The following is an 18592-nucleotide window of genomic DNA, read 5'->3' on the forward strand; positions in this document are numbered from 1 at the left end:
GACCTTTGACAGCCACAGTATGGCACCTAGATGCCGGGAGCGGGAGCCGTCCACCCCATCACGTCACAGGCAGCCCTCGAACGGCCGACGTAACACTAAGGATGCGCAATTAAATCATCCTTGAGGGCTTTTGTGGCAAACCAATCCGTAAGATCTTGTACGCCTGTGAGCGGACGAGCACTTCACTGTGAGAGGGGCTGCGATCAGAGTGCCTCAGCCCCGATAGCGTAAGGCATCCACGATGACGGCAAAAGCCGCAGAGTTCTGGCGGCCGGATGGGTAGTAGAGATGGTACCCTGGATAGGGCTCACACCAATCCAGCAAAACGGCCTCAAGGCGACCGTCTTCCAGATAGGGGCGCACCAGGTCCGAAGGCAAAAAGCCAACCCCTGCGCCACTGAGGGCGGCTGCCAAGACTTGCGACAAGCTGTTGAACACCAGTTGTCCGTCGACACGAACCCTCAGTTCATGGCCTTTACGTTCAAATTCCCACGCATAAATCGCCCCAGACGTCGGAAGGCGCAGGTTAATGCAGTTGTGTGATGTGAGATCCTGCGGGATCACTGGGCGCCCATGCGTCTTGAAATAGGCCGGTGTTGCGACAGGTACCATCTGCATGTCGGGACCGATGCGAACCGCCACCATGTCTTTAGCCACCTGCTCGCCAAGACGAACACCTGCATCATATCTCTCAGAGACAATGTCGGTCAGGCTGTAATCTATGGTGATTTCAACCCTGATGTCGGGATAGGCCGGCAGTAACCTTTCGACGACAGGCCAAAGAACCGTGTTGGCCGCGTGCTCACCCGTGGTTATGCGGACCGTGCCAGATGGCTTATCGCGTAAAGCGGTCAGAGCCGATAGCTCGGCTTCGATTTCCTCAAAACGTGGAGCCACCGTCTTGAGCAAGCGCTCACCAGCTTCCGTAGGCGCGACGCTGCGCGTCGTTCGTGTCAATAACCGCAGCCCAAGCCTCGCTTCAAGACCGCGCAGCGTATGACTCAACGCTGACTGCGACACACCCAGTTTGCCCGCCGCCCTCGTAAAATTGCCCTCTCGCGCAATGGTCACGAAGGCGACGAGATCGTTCATGTATTCGCGCGACATATATGAATCCTGCTCATAACTACATGCACGTCTTAGCATCTAATCTCATGAGAGGTCATCGGTTAGTATTTGCTGGCGCTTCCTTTTTGCGCCTTTTTCCCCATATCCACTCCCCTGAAGGAGCACACATGCCCATCGATGTGCTTGGTTACGCGGCAAAGTCGGCGACAAGCGAACTTGGCCCGTTTACCTTTACTCGTCGGGATCCACGCCCAGACGACGTTGTCATCGACATCCTATATTGCGGTGTATGCCATTCCGACATCCACAACGCTCGAAATGACTGGGGCGGTGCAATGTACCCCATGGTCCCTGGACATGAAATCATAGGGAGAGTGAGCCATGTGGGTTCAAACGTAACCCGCTTCCAGTCCGGAGACACGGTTGGCGTAGGGTGTATGGTAGACTCCTGCCAGCACTGTAAGCCGTGCATAAAGGGCTTTGAGCAGTATTGCGATGAAGGCTCGACTTACACCTACAACGGCTTTGACCGTCACGACCAAAGGCCCACCTTTGGCGGTTATTCAAGCAAAATTGTCGTGTCGGAAAAATTCGTTTTGTCTGTACCAACCTCGCTGGAGCTCAGCGGTGCTGCGCCGCTGCTATGCGCCGGGATTACGACCTACTCTCCCCTTCGCCATTACAAGGTCGGCCCTCATAGCCGGGTTGCTGTAGTAGGCCTCGGAGGGCTAGGCCATATGGCACTGAAGTTTGCCAAAGCCTTCGGCGCGGAGGTCACGCTCTTTACCCGGTCCGCAGGTAAGGAGGCAGACGCACACCGCCTTGGTGCTGATCGGATAATACTGTCAGGCGACGCCGATCAGATGGCATCGGTCACGCGTCAATTTGACCTCATAATTGATACCGTCCCCACCTTGCACGACGTCAATCCGTACATCCCTACCCTGGCCATCAACGGGACTTTGGTGCTTGTCGGATACCTCGGCCCACTCGTCCCTCCCCTTAACTCCGCGCCTCTGGTGATGTTTGGGCAAGGTGTTGCGGGCTCGCTCATAGGCGGCATCACCGAAACCCAGGAGATGCTCGATTTCTGCGGGAAGCACGCGATCACGTCCGACGTAGAGGTCATCCGCATCCAGGATATCAATGCCGCCTACGAACGTATGCTTAAGAGCGATGTGAAGTATCGGTTTGTCATTGAGATGGCCTCACTGAACGCGTGACCCAGCACCGTTTTATACGACCAAATGGATCGGCCCTGACGTGTGCCAGGTGAAGGGTGCCAAATTACGTGGCGTCCAGAAGCCTGATGGCAAGGGCTGGTCAGGGGCAACCCACCGTCCTCCCCCGGTCGTGTGGTTGCCGTCGACACCGGCTCTGGCGCCTGTCGGGCGACTGGGCCGGTCCCTGTTTTGAGAGCAAAATCGGAAAACACGTGAGCGGTTTTCCGCGATTGTCTCGGATTGGAAATCTGTAGATGAACGCCATTGTCCGAATAGCCCTGTCACGCCCTTACACATTTCTGGTGATGGCTGCTCTTATACTGGTAGCGGGCGTAATCAGTGCCACCCGCATGCCTGTCGACATCTTCTCGACCATCCGGGTACCTGTCGTCGCTGTGAACTTCACCTACAGTGGCCTCTCGCCGCAGGAAATGGCCGGGCGTATTCTTACGCCCTACCAACGCGCTCTGACCACTTCGGTAAACGACATCGAACATATTGAGGCAAATTCATACAACGGCATCGGGATTGTCAAAATCTACTTTCAACCCGGAGCCGATATACGTCTTGCAAACGCACAGGTTACGGCGGTTTCGCAGACCCTGTTACGTCAAATGCCGACGGGCACTACCCCCCCGCTGATTATCAATTACAACGCCTCAACCGTCCCTATTCTTCAGTTGGCCTTATCCGGCAATGGCCTGTCAGAACAGCAGCTTTCTGATAACGGCACCAATGTAATCAGAACGCGCCTGATTACAGTGCCGGGTGTGGCGATGCCCTTGCCTTTTGGCGGCAGGACCCGTCAGATAATGATAGACATTGACCCTGAGGCACTGGCGGCCAGGGGGATGACGCCACAGGATGTCAATGCGGCACTGGCGGCTCAGACGCAGATCACACCCTCAGGTTTCGTCAAGATAGGGCAATATCAGTACAACGTTAAGTTAAACAGTGCGCCCGGCAGCGTCGATGAGTTGAACCTCCTTCCAGTCAAGGTGGTAGACGGGTCCATTGTTCTCATGCGTGATGTTGCGCATGTGCGAGATGGCGCAGCACCCCAACAGAATGTGGTGCACGTTGATGGTCGTCGCTCAGCGCTACTCACCGTTTTCAAGTCGGGCTCAGCCTCAACAATCGATATTGTCGATGGGGTTAAACGCATGCTGCCGGAGTTGAAACCCAACCTCCCCGACGCCCTGCAAATCACACCCCTCGGAGACCAGTCTGTATTTGTAAAGCATGCTTTGGAAGCTGTTGTGCACGAGGGGGCGCTCGCTGCCGCCCTTACCTCACTTATGATCCTTCTGTTCCTCGGATCCTGGCGCTCAACGGTCATTATTGCGCTTTCCATTCCGCTGTCGGTTCTGGCCGCGATCGCCGCACTAGGCGCCTTTGGCCAGACCCTGAATGTTATGACCTTGGGAGGGCTGGCGCTGGCGATCGGGATTCTGGTGGATGATGCGACTGTTACAATCGAGAACATCAACTGGCACCTTGAACAGGGAAAGGATGTCACAACCTCCATTCTGGATGGTGCCCGTCAGATTGTAGCGCCCGCGTTTGTCTCACTGCTTTGTATCTGTATCGTCTTTGTCCCGATGTTTTTCCTGCCCGGCGTGTCAGGGTTTCTCTTTGTGCCCATGGCACTTTCGGTCATTTTTGCATTGATCGCCTCCTTTATCCTGTCGCGCACCCTGGTCCCGACTCTGGCCATGTATCTCCTGAGGCCTCACGCACATAGCGATTCCGCCACTATCGCCACGAACTCTGTACTGCGGTTTCAGCGCGGTTTCGAGCGACGTTTTTCGACGATCCGGGCGACATATGCGGGCCTGCTAGGCTCGGCCCTTGGCGCACGCAGGGTATTTGCAGCTAGCTTCCTACTCTTCGCTGTTCTGAGTTTGTCGCTAGTACCCTTCCTCGGACGCAACTTCTTTCCAGCCATTGATGCTGGCGCAATCGCGCTCCATGTACGTACCCCAAGCGGTATGCGGATTGAAGAAACCTCCGCCGTCCTGGATCGCGTTCAGGCTGAAATCCGGAACATCATTCCTGAATCGGAACTGGAAACGATTGTCGATAATATCGGTCTGCCAGTTTCGAGCCTGAATATGATTTACAATAACTCCGGCACTATAGGCTCCCAGGACGGTGACATTTTTATCAGTCTGAAACCTGGTCACAAGCCGACGGCTGATTACATCCGTGCGCTTCGCGTCGCTCTCCCAGAAGCGTTTCCGCAAGTCACCTTTTCGTTCCTGCCGGCCGATGTAACAAGTCAAATCCTGAACTTCGGTGCGCCCTCTCCCATCGACATTCAGGTCACAGGACGCGATCTTTCCGCCAATCGCACCTACGCCCAAAAGCTATTGCTCGCGCTGCGCCGTATCGATGGCGTTGCCGACGCCCGAATACAACAACCCGCCTTCTCACCCGAAGTACGCATTGACATCGACCGCATTCGTGCAAGCACGCTGGGAATTACGCAACGTGACATCACCTCAAGCACAGCCGGTGCGATCGCGGGAAGCGGCCAGAGTGCACCTGTGTTCTGGCTCAACCCCGATAACGGCGTTTCATACCCCATCGTGGCGCAGACACCTGAATACCGTCTCGACACACTTGAGAAACTTCAAAGCTTGCCCGTAGGCGTGGGCGGCACGACACCACAAGTCCTGGGTGGGCTGGGCGTCTTCAGCCGGAGCACGACGCTGCCCGTTGTCTCTCAGTACAATATCCAGCCCCTTGTTAACGTTCTCGCTGACACGCAAGGGCGCGACCTGGGTGCAGTCTCCGCAGATATTCTGAAAGCTATGAAGGTGCTTGAAAAAGAGAAACCTGAGACCGTCAGTGTAACGCTGCGCGGTCAGTATCAGACCATGAACACGGCCTTTTCAGGCATGGGGTGGGGTTTGCTTGGAGCCATTTTTCTAATCTATCTTCTTATCGTGGTTAACTTCCAATCGTGGGTGGACGCTGGCGTAATCGTCGCCTCTCTCCCCGCTGCCCTCGCTGGTATTGCGTGGATGCTTTTTGTTACCGGCACACCCTTGTCGGTACCCGCGCTGACGGGCGCGATCATGTGTATGGGGGTGGCAACTGCCAACTCCATCCTCGTTATCAGTTTTGCCAGAGAGAAGCTGGGTGAAGGAACATCCCCTATTCGCGCTGCATTTGACGCAGGCGTCACGCGCTTTCGCCCTGTGATTATGACCGCTCTCGCCATGATCATTGGGATGGCACCAATGGCTATCGGTTTGGGGGAAGGGGGAGAACAAAATGCCCCGCTGGGCCGTGCTGTCATTGGAGGTCTGATGTTTGCCACCTGTGCCTCTCTTTTCTTTGTGCCGGCGGTCTTTGCGATGGTCCACCAGCGCCGCCAGCCACACGCAGCGGTCTCGCAGGTCACCGCACCTATAGGAGATTCCCATGTCTGATCCGGATATTCCGACCGCAAACCCGCGGACCCTACGCCATATGGCAATTATCGGCGGTGCGTTGGCGGTCATAATCCTTACCGGCGGAACGCTGTCGCGTCTCATCGACGGTAGGGCGCTCAAGACCCACACGGCCGCAACAGCTATTCCCTCCGTGATACTGGTTCAGGCCCGCGGTGCCGAGGCCGAACGTCTGACACTACCGGGTCAGCTTGAGCCTTACGCCCAAGCCCCGGTCTATGCCCGGACCAGTGGATATTTGCGGCGCTGGTACGCCGATATTGGTTCAAAAGTCAGCGCGGGTCAGGTACTCGCGGACATTGAAACGCCAGAGGTCGATCAGCAACTGGCAGGCGCGAAAGCCGCACTAAAAACAGCAACAGCAGAGCGTGATCTGGCCAGAGCGACAGCAGAAAGGTGGGCGCTTCTGCTGCGCGACAATGCGGTTTCCCGACAGGAGGCTGATGAACGCGCCGGTGCATTCGCCGCTCGTGAAGCCATGCGTCAGGAAGCGCAGGCGGAAGTTTCCCGCTTACAGGCAATTTCTGGCTTTAAACGCGTCGTGGCGCCATTTGATGGCGTCGTCACCAGCCGCGGAACGGACATAGGTGCCTTGGTTGGGACCTCCGGAGGTTCGCCATTGTTCGTGGTATCCGATACGGCGCGCCTTCGATTGATGGTCCAAGTCCCTCAACCCTACCTGGCTACCATTAAAGCCGGGAGCCGCGTAGAGTTCACCGTGCCCGAAAAACCAGGCGAGTCGTTCACAGGGACTGTATCACGCCAGGCCGACGCGCTCGCCCCGCAAAGCGGAGCCATGCAGACGGAGATACTGGTGGACAACCGCGATGGCAGCCTAAAGGCGGGCAGTTTCGCACAGGTCAGGCTGGAGGTCACAGATGACAGCCTTACGAACCTGCGCGTCCCCTCCAGCGCCCTGCTTTTTCGAAAAGAGGGAACCGCTCTCGCCATCGTGGGACCTGATAATCACGTTACCATCAGAGCGGTTCGCCTCGGCCGTGATTATGGCACTGAGGTCGAGATCCTAAGCGGCATTTCTTCAAGTGATCGGATTATTGACAGCCCTTCGGATGCCATAGCCGAAGGGCAGCCCGTAAAACCGGTTACCCCCCCAAAGAGCAAAGACACTCGGTAGTCAGCGGCCCCCGTTTGGGGCTCTGGTGTTTACCCGGAGAAGTAAGATTTACAACATTCTCGCCCACCATCGCTACCTCGCCTATGCACGGAAATGGCACCGCGCTTTCGTCGCCTCCGGAACGCCGTTGACGCATAGTACCTATGGCTTTCTCGTAACACTTGATCCGGCGGTTTATCCCAGTCATCCGGATGTTACCTATTCATCGGCTATGGTTATCGAAGCGCTTCCTGCCGATTTGAGGGGACAACAAATCCTTGATGTGGGGACCGGCTGCGGTGTTGTGGCTATTGCTGCGGCCCTGAGGGGGGCGACGGTGACGGCTTGCGATAACGACTTGGCCGCTTTGACGCTGGCCCGGCTGAACGCCGAAGCCAACGGAGTGAGCGCAAACATACATTTCATCGAAAGCGAACTCCTCACCGCTGTAGAGGTGCCCGCTGAAGCTGAACGGTTTGACCTCATCACTGCCAATCTCTGGTTTCCGATCAAATTGTGGGGGTTTCGTCATCAGCACGCGGAACTCATGGCGATTCAACGGCAGTTTCTAAAGACGGTACGCGATGTCCTCAAACCCGGCGGTCAGGTTTATCTCGCCTCTGCCGCTTTCGCCGATGTTGAAGGAATCCTCCGGTTGTTTGCGGAGGCGAGAATAACGCCCGAAATCCGCCGGCACTCCGCGACACACGGCACGAAGGGCAATCGCGTCGAATGGCTACTGTTTGTCTTTGGGTATGACCATGCCAGCTAACGAGATATCGCCTGGCATGGGACTGAACTGACGTACGTCCAATCAGCGCTGGTCTCTTCAGCCTGGCGGTTGGGGGATGACAATGCGAAAAGGTCTCGACCCAATAGGGGCACCCGAAACGCTATCAATCGCCACGGGCTCAAGGTCGAGGCCCGTCGTGTCATCAAGATAGCGCACAAGGTCTCCGTCTGAGCGATAGGTGCGCGCCCACTTGGCAATCATCATTAAGACAGGCAACAGATCCTGCCCCGCTTGGGTGAGCCTGTACTCATCCCGTGGCGGGTGATCCTGATATCGCACGCGCTCAAGCAGTCCCTCTTCGGTCAACGAGGCCAAACGCGTCGTCAGGACAGTCGGCGCAATGCCCAGACTTTTGCGAAACTCATCAAAACGTGTCGCGCCGGCATGCGCGTCTCTTAGGATGAGCAGGCTCCACGCATCACCAAAAGTCGCAATTCCGCGTGCGATAGGACAAGGGGTTTTCATACTTTTTACACTCAGTATCATTTTGATAGTGACAAACGGTCTCGCCTGTAGTAACACACTATCAAATTGATAGCCACCCCACTGGAGTCTGAAATGTTAAAGCAAACCTCCCCTGTCGCCATCGTTACAGGGGCATCCACCGGTATCGGCCGCGCCACCGCTGCAGCGTTGCGAAAAGAGGGCTATCAGGTTTTCGGCACCAGTCGCAAACCGGCCGCACAGGGTCCGCAAGGCGTCGAAATGTGCCTGTGTGACGTGACAGACGCTAAGTCAGTAAGCGACCTGATCACCTACGTTGTCGAAAAGACGGGGCGTATCGATATTCTCGTCAACAATGCCGGCCTTGGCATTACTGCGGGTGCAGAAGAAGTCTCCGTTGACCTCGCCAAGTCGCTGTTCGAGGTCAATGTTTTCGGCGCACTTCGTATGATCGGAGAGGTTCTCCCCATCATGCGGCGGCAAAAAGGCGGACGGATTATCAACCTGAGTTCTGTTCTGGGCTTCATGCCGGCCCCCTATATGGCGCATTATGCCGCCACCAAGCACGCCCTGGAAGGGTATTCGGAGTCACTGGATCACGAAGTGCGCGGTTTCGGTATTCGCGTCCTTCTGATCGAACCGGCCTATACGCGCACATCCTTCGATGCAAATGCGCTGTCGCCTGATCGGGTACTGGGCATTTATGAAGATGGCCGCGCGGGGGCAGAAGCGGTCATGGAAAAAGCGATGACCTCCGGAGACGATCCCGAAACCGTCGCGCAAACCGTCCTGAAAGCCGTCTCAGATCGCACCCCGAAGCTGCGGTATCCCGCTGGAAAGATGGCGAAACAGGTCTCCCTGTTGCGCCGGTTCGTGCCCGCCGCCGCTTTTGACAAGAGCCTGCGCCAGCAAAATGGCCTGCCGGTCTAGACCCTGTGCTTATCCCTTACCCCAAAATCAAAAGGATATTTATCATGACCACATCACGCAGAACCCTCTTCAAAGCCGGGGCTGGCATTGCCTCAACCCTGGCCCTTACGGCTCAGGAAGCTGCCGCTGCCCCCTCCTCTTCCAAACCAGATTATAGCCGCGCACCCAACCGATATGCGGTGGTCGAGGGCCGTACCCTCGCCTATCGCTCGGTGGGTACCGGTAAGCCACTTGTGTTGTTCAACCGGTTTCGCGGGACGCTGGATACGTGGGACCCTCTCTTCATCGACAGCCTTGCGGCACAGGGTTTTCAGGTGATTACCTTTGATTACTCCGGCCTTGGCCTGTCCACCGGCGAGAAAAGCTACAATCCGCCGTCACTTGTGAAAGATGGTCGGGATCTTATTCTCGCTCTGGGCCTGAAGGATGTGGCCGTTGGCGGCTGGTCTATCGGGGGGATAGCTGCGCAGATTTATCTGGCGATGTTCGGACAGGACATCACGCACGTCGTTCTGATTGCCACTACACCGCCAGGCAAGCTCGTTAAAATGGCCGAACAGCTTTTCTACGACACCGCCGCAAAACCCGGTATCGACCTTGATCAGTTCACAACTGTTTTCTTTGAGCCCGCAGATGAGGGCAGCCGGGCCGCGTCGAAGCGCTCTCTTGAGCGCATCCTAACGCGCAAAGAGGGTCGCGCCCCGGACGTCGATGCCGCCTGGGGCATCAGCCAGATCGGGATGACACCTCAGAACCCTGTGGTGCCCTCGGATGACCTCCTGAATCTGCTGAAATCGACCCACGTACCAATTCTTCATTTGGGGGCTGACCACGACATCATCTTCCCGGTGGAAAACTGGTATGCGCTAAATGAACATTTGCCCAGCACACGCCTGATCACTTTTCCGAAAGCAGGCCACGGTCCGCAGCACCAGTACCCCGAAGAGGCCGCGCTTTACATCGCTGCCTTCCTGAAGTTTGGATAACCTTAGCCAGCAAGCTATGCCCCTTGCGCCTCCTGACGACGCGTAAGGGGCATAGCTTTCGAGAATGAGCTAACCTACTCAGGTGCTTCGATGCCCACTGTGGCCGAGCCGCGGGGATGATAGGTTCACCCTCTACAGACACAGTCCAGCAAGGGCCGGTCGAATATGCTCGCCACCCAAACGGAGCTCGTCACATGACATTGCGCGAAATTATTATTGCCAACCCGGTACGCACCGCCATCGGCAATTTTAACGGGTCGTTGAAAACAATCCCGGCAACCGAACTCGGAGCCACCGTTGTCCGCGAAGTTATTCACAGAAGCGGGGTCAACACGGCAGATCTCGGGGCTGTAGTAATGGGGAATGTCATCCAAGCTGGCAACCGGATGAACCCGGCCCGGCAGGCGGCCATCCGAGGCGGCGCACCGGTTCACGTACCTGCGATGACGGTCAATCGTGTCTGTGGGTCGGGCGCTCAGGCCATATTAACGGCAGCGGCGGAGATAGCAAACGGCGACTATGAGGTGGCGATTGCAGGTGGAATGGAAAACATGGACCGCGCGCCGTACCTTATGGAAGGTGGGCGCTGGGGGTATCGCATGGGGGCGGGCCAGATACTGGACAGTGCGCTGACTGATGGCTTGGTAGATGCTTTTTCCGGAGAGCATTCCGGCTGGCATACCGAAGATATGATCTCGAAAGTGGGTATTACGAGGCGAGATCAGGACGCCTTTGCCGCGCGCTCGCATCAGCGCTTTGTTGCCGCGCGTGATGCCGGCCTTTTTGTGGATCAAATCGTTGGTGTGGAGGTCAAAGGACGAAAAGGGGTCGATATCTTCGATGTTGATGAAGCTCCGCGACCAGATACAACGGAGGACACCCTGGGCAAGCTCAAACCCGCATTCAGGTACGACGGGACGATTACCGCTGGTAACGCACCGGGCCTGAACAGTGGCGCAGCTGCCATGATAGTAGCCGACAGAGCATTTGCCGATGCGTCTGGAATCGATCCCATTGGCAGATTGGCAGGTTATGGGGTTGCTGCGGTTGAACCTGGACTTTTTGGCCTTGGCCCGGTTCCGGCCGTCAAAAAAGCTCTTGCCCGCGCGGACTGGAGCCTCGGCGATTTGGAACGGATCGAAATCAACGAAACCTTTGCCGCCGTACCACTGGCTGTGGCCAAAGAGCTCGGACTTCCCTTGGATATTATAAACACAGATGGCGGCGCGGTGGCGCATGGTCACCCGATCGGCGCAACTGGCGCGGTCTTAGTGACGCGCTTGCTACACGCCATGCGCCGGGATGGTATACGCCGTGGCATTGTTACCTTGTGCATTGGCGGAGGTCAGGGCATCGCGCTGGCACTAGAGTCGCTCTAACCGAGGTAGTGATAGCGGCGGCTTTTCCTATTGCCACCGCTATCGGTGCCGCCGAGTCCGGCGTGTGGGTAGGAACACAATTTATCCACCTTCGCTGATGGCTGAGTCATACGAGAGGACGAACAAACAGCGAGCCAATGGACACGACCCGGTGCTCAGCCGCTACGCGACTGGAACCATCTGTTCTGGTATAGTGCAGGCTATTTTTTCTCAGGCGCTTCTACACCAACCATGGCCTTGGCCGCCGCGGTGTAGCGATCGCCTTCGACGGACAGGTCAGCGAGGGCGGTTCGGATATCTGCCACATCACCGGACGTAAGTTCGATGGCCGAAGCCCCGATGTTTTCCTCCAGCCGGGTAAGCTTTGTGGTCCCGGGAATGGGAACGATATAAGGCCTCTGTGCCAGCAACCAGGCCAGTGCAATCTGAGCGGGTGTTGTCCCTTTGACAACGGCGATGCGACGCAAAAGCTGCACAAAGGCTTCGTTTTTCGCGAGCGCTTCCGGCTGAAAACGGGGGGTGGCCGCGCGGAAATCGCTGGCATCGAGCTTGGTCTCTGAGGACATGGCACCCGTCAGGAAGCCTTTTCCCAAGGGGCTGTAAGGCACAAAGCCAATGCCCAGTTCATCGCAAGCCTCGAGAATTCCGTTAACCTCTGGTGCACGCCACCAAAGAGAATACTCGTTTTGCACCGCAGATACCGGCTGCACCGCATGAGCGCGGCGAAGGGTCTTTACGCCGGGTTCGGACAGGCCGAACGCCTTCGCTTTTCCCTCCTGAATGAGGTCGCGCACGACTCCCGCCACATCCTCAATAGGCACGGTCGGGTCGACCCGATGCTGGTATACCAGATCCACCGTTTCAATCCCAAGGCGTTTCAGCGATCCTTCGACGTGACCGCGTATAGCCTCCGGGCGACTGGAGACACCGCGGTTGGCGCCGGTTTGAGGGTCGATATTGAACCCAAACTTGGTCGCGATGACCACGGTGTCACGCACGGGACGAAGTGCCTCACCGACCATATCCTCGTTGGTAAACGGGCCATAGATTTCGGCGGTGTCGAAAAAGGTCACACCCCGATCGACCGCCTGCCGGATCAGGGTGATGCCCTCTTCGCGACTGATGCGATGACCGTAGCTGAAATCAAGCCCCATGCATCCAAAGCCGATCTCACTGACCTTAAGGTCTCCAAGTTGCCTTTGTTTCATGTCTGTCGCCTTCCTTGTCATCAACGGGTGCCGTGCACACCCAGGCTCTCGCCCACGCCGTAGCCGGGTTCTGTCACCAGCCGCACGATGAGATCGCTGATGCTCTTGCGTGAAACCGTCTTTGAGGGATTGGCGAAGGGCTCGCCCTTTCGGGTTAGCCCATAAGCAATCTCATCATTGTCATTCAGCCAGGCCGGACGAATGACGGTGAAGTCGAGTGTTGACTCTTCGACAATTGCCGCGCTGTCGCGATAGGGGTCAAGGATGCTACGGTAACGCTCTCCCGGCACCTCGCCATAAATGCCCATGGAACTGATGAAGATCAGCCTTTTGACACCTGCCGCCGTCATCTCGGAAACAATCGTGCGCGCTTGTCGTGCCATGTCACCGGATAGGTTTGCATAGACAATGTCCTGATCCTTCAAGGCCGCTCTGAGAGAGGCTGCGTCCGTAGCATCCCCTTCGACCAGCCGGATACGCGGATGTGGGGCCAGCGTCTCAAGCCGGTTAGCCCGGCGCAGATAAAGGGTGAGCATGGCATCAGTGCGCTCCAGCAAGAGCCGCGTTGCGACACGGGCAATTTGACCGTGGGCACCAATGATAAGAATATTCGTCATTAGATTTCTCTCAGCTGGAGCAGACCATTTTGATTAGAGGTAAGACAGCTTGAGCACAGCGGGCGGTAGCCGCTCGCCCATGATTTCCATCTTTTCGAGGGCAGCTTCAATCTCTTGCATATCCGCCGGCGAAAGGTGGACGTCAGCAGCGCCCAGATTCTCTTCGACCCGATCAAGGCGACGCGTGCCAAAAATGGGCACAATGAAGGGCGCACGCGTCAGAAGCCATGCGAGCGCGATCTGAGCCGGCGTCGCCTGCTTCTCGTTGGCAATGCGGGTGAGCAGATCGACAAGCCCCTGATTGGCAGCACGAGCCTCTGCGGCAAAGCGGGGTGATGACGCCCTGAAATCGCCGGTTTCGAGTGGGGTGGCGGCATCGATTTTACCCGTCAGAAAGCCGGCTCCGAGCGGGCTCCAGGGGACGAAGCCGATACCAAGTTCATCACACAAGGGCAGAACTTCGGCCTCCGGGTCACGCGTCCACAAGGAGTATTCGCTCTGTATGGCCGTTACCGGCTGAACCGCGTGGGCCCGGCGAATGGTCGCTGCGGCAGCTTCGGACATACCAAAATGGCGAACCTTTCCCTCAGAAACAAGGTCGCGTACCAGACCGGCAACGTCTTCTATCGGCACATCCGGGTCCACACGGTGCTGATACAGCAGATCGATCGTCTCAATACCCAGACGCTTCAGGCTGCCGTCTACGACCTGGCGCACATGCTCGGGACGACTATTGACCCCGCCAAGCCGCTGTCCGGTTGCCGAATCGACGTTAAACCCGAACTTGGTCGCAATCACGACCTCGTCTCGGATGGGCCGCAAGGCTTCCCCTACAAGCACCTCATTTGTCCAGGGACCATAGGCCTCTGCGGTATCGAAAAGGGTAACGCCCTTCTCATGGGCTCCCCGGATTACGCGGATGGCCTCAGCCCGCTCGGGTGCCGGGCCATAGGTCGAGGCAAAGCTCATCGTGCCGTAGCCAATCTCACTGACGGCCAGGGCACCCAACATGCGTTGTTTCATGTACCATTCCTTTGGATAGCTGCGATCATTATCGAAATCCGCCGCTTAACCAGGGGTGGGCAGTTTCCCCGCGCGCATGGCCGCGATGACACCACCATCAATCAACAGGTCGCTGCCCGTGATGAAGCCGGCGTCCGGCCCAAGTAAGAAGCTGGCGGCCACCGCAATTTCTTCAGGCGGGGCCATACGCTTTGATGGCGAGGCCTGAACCATTGCCCGATAGATGTCGCCAATTTCGGAATTCAGTTCGTGCGCTGCCAGCGGCGTGACAATGATACCCGGACTGATCGCATTGACGCGCGCGCCGCGTTCGCCCCAGCGGATTGCTTCCGCCTGCACGCGCAGGAAGTTGGCGCGCTTGGCCACCATATAGGCGACCAGGGTATTCGGAACGGCCTCGGACTGCAGGCATGGCAATGACAGCAACTGATCCGCCGGCGTTTCGGCGAGACTCTTTTCATCGGCTTCGGGCAACTGACGCATCATGTGACCCGCCATGCTGGAGATGATCAACCCGGAGCCTCCTGGCGCGATCACCTCGCCGAAGACTTCAAAAACCAGCGCAGACCCATAGAGATCAACCTCCAGAACCTTCTCGACAGATGCCATGTTGGGAGAAAGGCCTGCCGTATTAATGACCTGTGTAACGGGCCCCAGGTCTGCTGCCCCGGAGGCGAGCGCCTGAACCGACTCGCGGTTTGTTACGTCTACTATCTGGGCAACGACGGAATAACCGGCATCGGAGAGGTCCTTTGCGGCTTTCGAAAGGGTTTCGTTGTTCCAGTCAGCCAGAAGGAGCGTACGCCCAAAACCCTGTCTGCGCGCAATCGCCTGGCCTATCCCTCCAACACCGATCACGACGATAACGTCCCTGCTCATTGTCCTATCTCCTTAAGGTCGGATGATTTCCGCTGATTTCGAGATAGATATACGAGACAAGACTATTACCGATTAGCCGCTCAATTTCGCTTGGTCTTATACCGCGAGCTTATAAATCAGTTGACGCACCTAAAACACCCCACGCGCAATCGGCATTTGTCATTTGCTGACATTTGCGATACATCGCGGGCTTGTGGACCAAGGATGAAGACAGTGAGCTTAAGAGAGCGCAAAAAAGACAAAACACGGCAAGCCTTGCTGGAGGCGGCCCTGCGCTTGTTTGCAATCCAGGGCTTTACCGAAACCACCATCAATCAGATTGCGGCGGAAGTTGAGGTATCACCGCGCACCCTGCTCCGGTATTTTCCGACCAAAGAAGACATTGTAGTGAGTTGCGTTGAAGAAACCATGTCGGCGTTTATGGATCGCTTCTCCCAGGTGTCACCGGAAGAGCCCCCTCACCTATCACTGCTTGCGGGTGCTCGGGCCATCCTCGAGACTTATCAGTCAAAAGCCGATTTTTACCTGACCGTTGAGCGCGCTATAGCTGCGTCACCGGATATACGGGCGCGCAAACTGGAAATGTCGGCAAGCCTGGCTGAACAGGTCACGACGCTTTTGAAAATTCGCGCGGGGCTTACCCCCATTGCGCAGTGGCAAGCCGAACTCTATCCCGACATCGTCTTCTCGATCTTACGTAAGGTTATCGGGCGATGGGTAGCGGAAAACGGAAAAGACCCTCTTACTGAGCTCTTTGATACCGCAAGTCGTCTGGTCAGTTTCGAGAATTGAGCGTGGCCAGTTATTCAAATGTCACTTATTGACATTTGTCATCAAAAGACATAAATGCATGTCTGAGCGCAGCCCCCTTGTAGGTCAAGCTCTCGCGTCCCGGAAAATCCGCCTCGCGAAATGAAACGCGCGTATCTCGCCTTCCCTTAAAGGCGTGATAGCACCCGCGCGCCTGAAATGGAGCGTTCCATGCATTCCCCCAACTATATGTCTCTTTATCAGTGGATTGACGGCAAAAAACTGTCTGGCGACGGACGCGCCACGAGCCAGGTTCTTAACCCGTTTGATGGTACGGTTCTCGCCGAGATGCCGCACGCTACGGCTGCCGATTTAGCCGAGGCGCTGAAGTCATCAGAGCGTGCTTTCAAGCTATGGCGTCTGGTTCCGGCCTGGGAACGGTCAGCCATTATCCTGAAGGCCACAGACCTTATCCGTGAACGGCTCGAGCGTTTCGCACTCATGCTGACCCTCGAAGTCGGCAAACCTCTGGCGGAAGCCCGGATGGAAATGGGCCTGACCATTGAGTCCATGCAATGGGCCGGTGAAGAAGCCAAACGCATCTATGGTCGGACGGTTGCCTCGCGTCTGCCGCACGGCCGGGCAATCATCTCACGTGAGCCCATCGGACCTGTAGCGGCCTTTGCACCGTGGAACGTACCTGCTCTGCTGACAGGCCGCAAGATTGCCGCTGCGCTTGCCGCGGGTTGTTCGATGATCATCAAACCGTCGGAAGAGACCCCCGCGACCTGCCTTCTCATCGCGGAAGCCTTTGCCGACGCTGGGCTGCCAGCCGGTGTGCTCAACGTCGTTCTGGGGGATCCGGCAGAAATTTCACACACTCTGATTTCTTCGCCCATCATCAAGAAGGTGTCCTTCACGGGCCCGACGCCGGTAGGCAAACAACTGGCCGCCCTCGCCGCCCAGCAAGTCACACCGGTGACTATGGAACTTGGCGGGCATGCCCCTGTCATCGTGTGTGATGACGCCCACATCGATACCGTCGTCGCTTTCTCGGTCCCGAACAAGTATTTCAATGCCGGCGCCAGTTGCATTGCTCCGACGCGCTTCTATGTTCAGGACGCCGTCTACGATGAATTTGTCGCGAAGTTCAGTGCCGCCGCTGGTGACATCAAGGTCGGCAGCGGCCTTGACCCAGAAACCAGAATGGGTCCGCTGGCCAATGCCCGGCGGCTGAGCGCCATGGAGCGTCTGATTGCCGACGCTTTGGCGCACGGTGGCAAACTCACGGCGGGTGGCAAGCGCATCGGAAATCAGGGATTCCTGTTTGAACCGACCGTGCTGGTGGACGTGCCGGAAACCGCGCAGATTATGAATGATGAACCGTTTGGTCCGGTCGCCATTATCTCGCGCTTCTCGCAGGTCGAAGACGCCATCGAAAAGGCGAACCGTCTGCCCTTCGGTCTGGCTGCCTACGCTTTTACCACATCAACCGCCCGCGCGGCGCTTCTGTCTGACACGCTCGAAAGCGGAATGGTTGGCATCAACACCTATTATTTCGGCATGCCTGAGGCGCCCTTCGGTGGCGTCAAACAAAGCGGTTATGGCAGCGAAAACGGAACCGAAGGCATTGACGCTTATCTGGTTACAAAGTTCACCAATCAGGCATAGGCCCCGTGCCTGCTGACCCAACCTAAAGGGACAAACTGTCTCTTACAGGTCGCCTAAGGGCATAAGCCCACGAAGGCGAGACCACAAAATCAATCTTTTCATCCTTAAACCACGAGCGAGACGATATCATGCAACTCACAGACAATGTCATCTTCATTACGGGCGGCGCTTCCGGCATCGGCAGAGGGCTGGCTGAGGCATTCCATAAGCTTGGGAACCAGGTCATCATTGCCGGCAGGCGCGCAGCGCTGCTCGATGAGGTCACACAAGCGAACCCCGGCATGGCCTCTTTTGTGCTGGACATCAACGACCCCGCACATATCGCCAGCGTCGCTGCCCAAGCGATTGAGCAATTTCCAAAGCTCAACGTTCTTATTAACAATGCAGGCATGATGCCGTTCGATAACGTGGCGAATCCTATCGACGACGACATGGCTAAGGCGCAACTGACCACCAATCTGCTAGGGCCTATCCGGGTCACCTCGGCGTTCATCGAGCATCTCAAGGCACAGCCGCGTGCCACCATCGTCTACAACAGCTCAGCGCTGGCGTTTGCGCCGCTGGCACCTGCCGCTGTCTACTCGGCCACGAAGGCGGGTCTTCATTCGTTTGCCCTGTCTCAGCGGTTCATGCTGCGCAACACGTCTGTCACCGTACAGGAAATCGCCCCGCCCTGGGTCGAAACCGACCTGACGGAGGCGAAGGGCGGTATGCCGCTCGCCGCGTTCATTTCTGAAGCGATGCGCCAGCTTGCGACCGAAGCCGAAGAAATTGTCGTTGGTGATGCCGCTACGCTGCGCAACAATGCCGGCCCGAATGAGCATGCGCTCGTCAACGGTTTCAATGCGCAAATGGTGCAGATTTTTGGGGGCTGAGGCAGACCCGTCCCCCACATCAAGTCAACGCAGGAGGGCCACCCGCCCTCCTGCGAAGAGCATACTCAGGCGATCAGGACCGCCCTGGAAATTGGTTCTTCCCAAGGCGGCATAAAAAAATGAGCGACCGGTTCTTAAGGGACCCGGTCGCTCATTTTTTAGCGGATATCG

Annotated in this window: 16 protein-coding genes; 10 read left to right on the plus strand and 6 right to left on the minus strand. The window is 57.0% G+C overall.

What is annotated here, in order from left to right:
• Positions 1-213 precede the first annotated feature (213 nt).
• Complete coding sequence (locus EM6_RS16825; protein WP_126424303.1) at positions 214-1107, minus strand: LysR family transcriptional regulator; 894 nt, start codon at positions 1105-1107, stop codon at positions 214-216.
• A gap of 128 nt (positions 1108-1235) precedes the next feature.
• On the opposite strand from EM6_RS16825, the gene EM6_RS16830 reads away from it, so the two are divergent.
• The 4 genes from EM6_RS16830 (at position 1236) to EM6_RS16845 (ending at position 7638) form a co-directional block, all read left to right on the plus strand.
• Positions 1236-2291 (plus strand): NAD(P)-dependent alcohol dehydrogenase, encoded by a 1056-nt coding sequence (locus EM6_RS16830; protein WP_126424304.1) that lies wholly within the window; start codon positions 1236-1238, stop codon positions 2289-2291.
• Positions 2292-2545: 254 nt separating this feature from the next.
• Complete coding sequence (locus EM6_RS16835) at positions 2546-5731, plus strand: efflux RND transporter permease subunit (protein ID WP_126424305.1); 3186 nt, start codon at positions 2546-2548, stop codon at positions 5729-5731.
• A complete protein-coding gene (locus EM6_RS16840) occupies positions 5724-6887 on the plus strand; it encodes an efflux RND transporter periplasmic adaptor subunit (protein ID WP_126424306.1) in 1164 nt (387 codons plus the stop codon). Before EM6_RS16835 ends, EM6_RS16840 begins: the two co-directional genes overlap by 8 nt.
• A 127-nt stretch (positions 6888-7014) precedes the next feature.
• Positions 7015-7638, plus strand: a complete 624-nt coding sequence (locus EM6_RS16845) for a methyltransferase (RefSeq protein ID WP_172961297.1) — start codon at positions 7015-7017, stop codon at positions 7636-7638.
• 57 nt (positions 7639-7695) lie between these two features.
• Here the strand turns inward: EM6_RS16845 and EM6_RS16850 are convergent, their stop codons facing one another.
• The gene (locus tag EM6_RS16850; RefSeq protein ID WP_331876934.1) at positions 7696-8124 is read right to left on the minus strand and encodes a helix-turn-helix domain-containing protein; all 429 of its coding nucleotides are present in this window, start codon (positions 8122-8124) and stop codon (positions 7696-7698) included.
• A gap of 93 nt (positions 8125-8217) precedes the next feature.
• On the opposite strand from EM6_RS16850, the gene EM6_RS16855 reads away from it, so the two are divergent.
• The 3 genes from EM6_RS16855 (at position 8218) to EM6_RS16865 (ending at position 11398) form a co-directional block, all read left to right on the plus strand.
• Entirely contained in the window at positions 8218-9033 is an 816-nt protein-coding gene (locus EM6_RS16855; RefSeq protein WP_126424309.1) for an oxidoreductase, read from the plus strand.
• 44 nt (positions 9034-9077) lie between these two features.
• Positions 9078-10019, plus strand: a complete 942-nt coding sequence (locus EM6_RS16860) for an alpha/beta fold hydrolase (RefSeq protein WP_126424310.1) — start codon at positions 9078-9080, stop codon at positions 10017-10019.
• Between the two features lie 194 nt (positions 10020-10213).
• Complete coding sequence (locus EM6_RS16865; protein ID WP_126424311.1) at positions 10214-11398, plus strand: thiolase family protein; 1185 nt, start codon at positions 10214-10216, stop codon at positions 11396-11398.
• A 200-nt stretch (positions 11399-11598) separates the two neighbouring features.
• Here the strand turns inward: EM6_RS16865 and EM6_RS16870 are convergent, their stop codons facing one another.
• The 4 genes from EM6_RS16870 to EM6_RS16885 are packed head-to-tail and all read right to left on the minus strand — an operon-like array spanning position 11599 to position 15125.
• Entirely contained in the window at positions 11599-12606 is a 1008-nt protein-coding gene (locus EM6_RS16870; protein ID WP_126424312.1) for an aldo/keto reductase, read from the minus strand.
• A 20-nt stretch (positions 12607-12626) separates the two neighbouring features.
• Positions 12627-13223, minus strand: coding sequence for an NAD(P)H-binding protein (locus EM6_RS16875; RefSeq protein WP_126424313.1), 597 nt, complete (start codon positions 13221-13223; stop codon positions 12627-12629).
• 33 nt (positions 13224-13256) lie between these two features.
• Entirely contained in the window at positions 13257-14246 is a 990-nt protein-coding gene (locus EM6_RS16880; protein WP_126424314.1) for an aldo/keto reductase, read from the minus strand.
• Positions 14247-14291: 45 nt separating this feature from the next.
• Positions 14292-15125: an SDR family oxidoreductase gene (locus EM6_RS16885; protein WP_126424315.1), complete on the minus strand. Its 834-nt coding sequence runs from the start codon at positions 15123-15125 to the stop codon at positions 14292-14294.
• Positions 15126-15329: 204 nt separating this feature from the next.
• Here EM6_RS16885 and EM6_RS16890 point away from each other — a divergent pair, with 204 nt between their 5' ends.
• The 3 genes from EM6_RS16890 (at position 15330) to EM6_RS16900 (ending at position 18421) form a co-directional block, all read left to right on the plus strand.
• Positions 15330-15917 carry a TetR/AcrR family transcriptional regulator gene (locus tag EM6_RS16890; protein WP_126424316.1) on the plus strand — a complete coding sequence of 196 codons (588 nt, stop codon included), beginning with the start codon at positions 15330-15332 and terminating at the stop codon, positions 15915-15917.
• A 189-nt stretch (positions 15918-16106) separates the two neighbouring features.
• Positions 16107-17546: an NAD-dependent succinate-semialdehyde dehydrogenase gene (locus EM6_RS16895; RefSeq protein ID WP_126424317.1), complete on the plus strand. Its 1440-nt coding sequence runs from the start codon at positions 16107-16109 to the stop codon at positions 17544-17546.
• 128 nt (positions 17547-17674) lie between these two features.
• The gene (locus tag EM6_RS16900; RefSeq protein ID WP_126424318.1) at positions 17675-18421 is read left to right on the plus strand and encodes an SDR family oxidoreductase; all 747 of its coding nucleotides are present in this window, start codon (positions 17675-17677) and stop codon (positions 18419-18421) included.
• The last annotated feature ends 171 nt before the right edge of the window (positions 18422-18592 follow it).

Origin of the sequence: Asticcacaulis excentricus, assembly GCF_003966695.1 — a bacterium.
Taxonomy (GTDB): domain Bacteria; phylum Pseudomonadota; class Alphaproteobacteria; order Caulobacterales; family Caulobacteraceae; genus Asticcacaulis; species Asticcacaulis excentricus_A.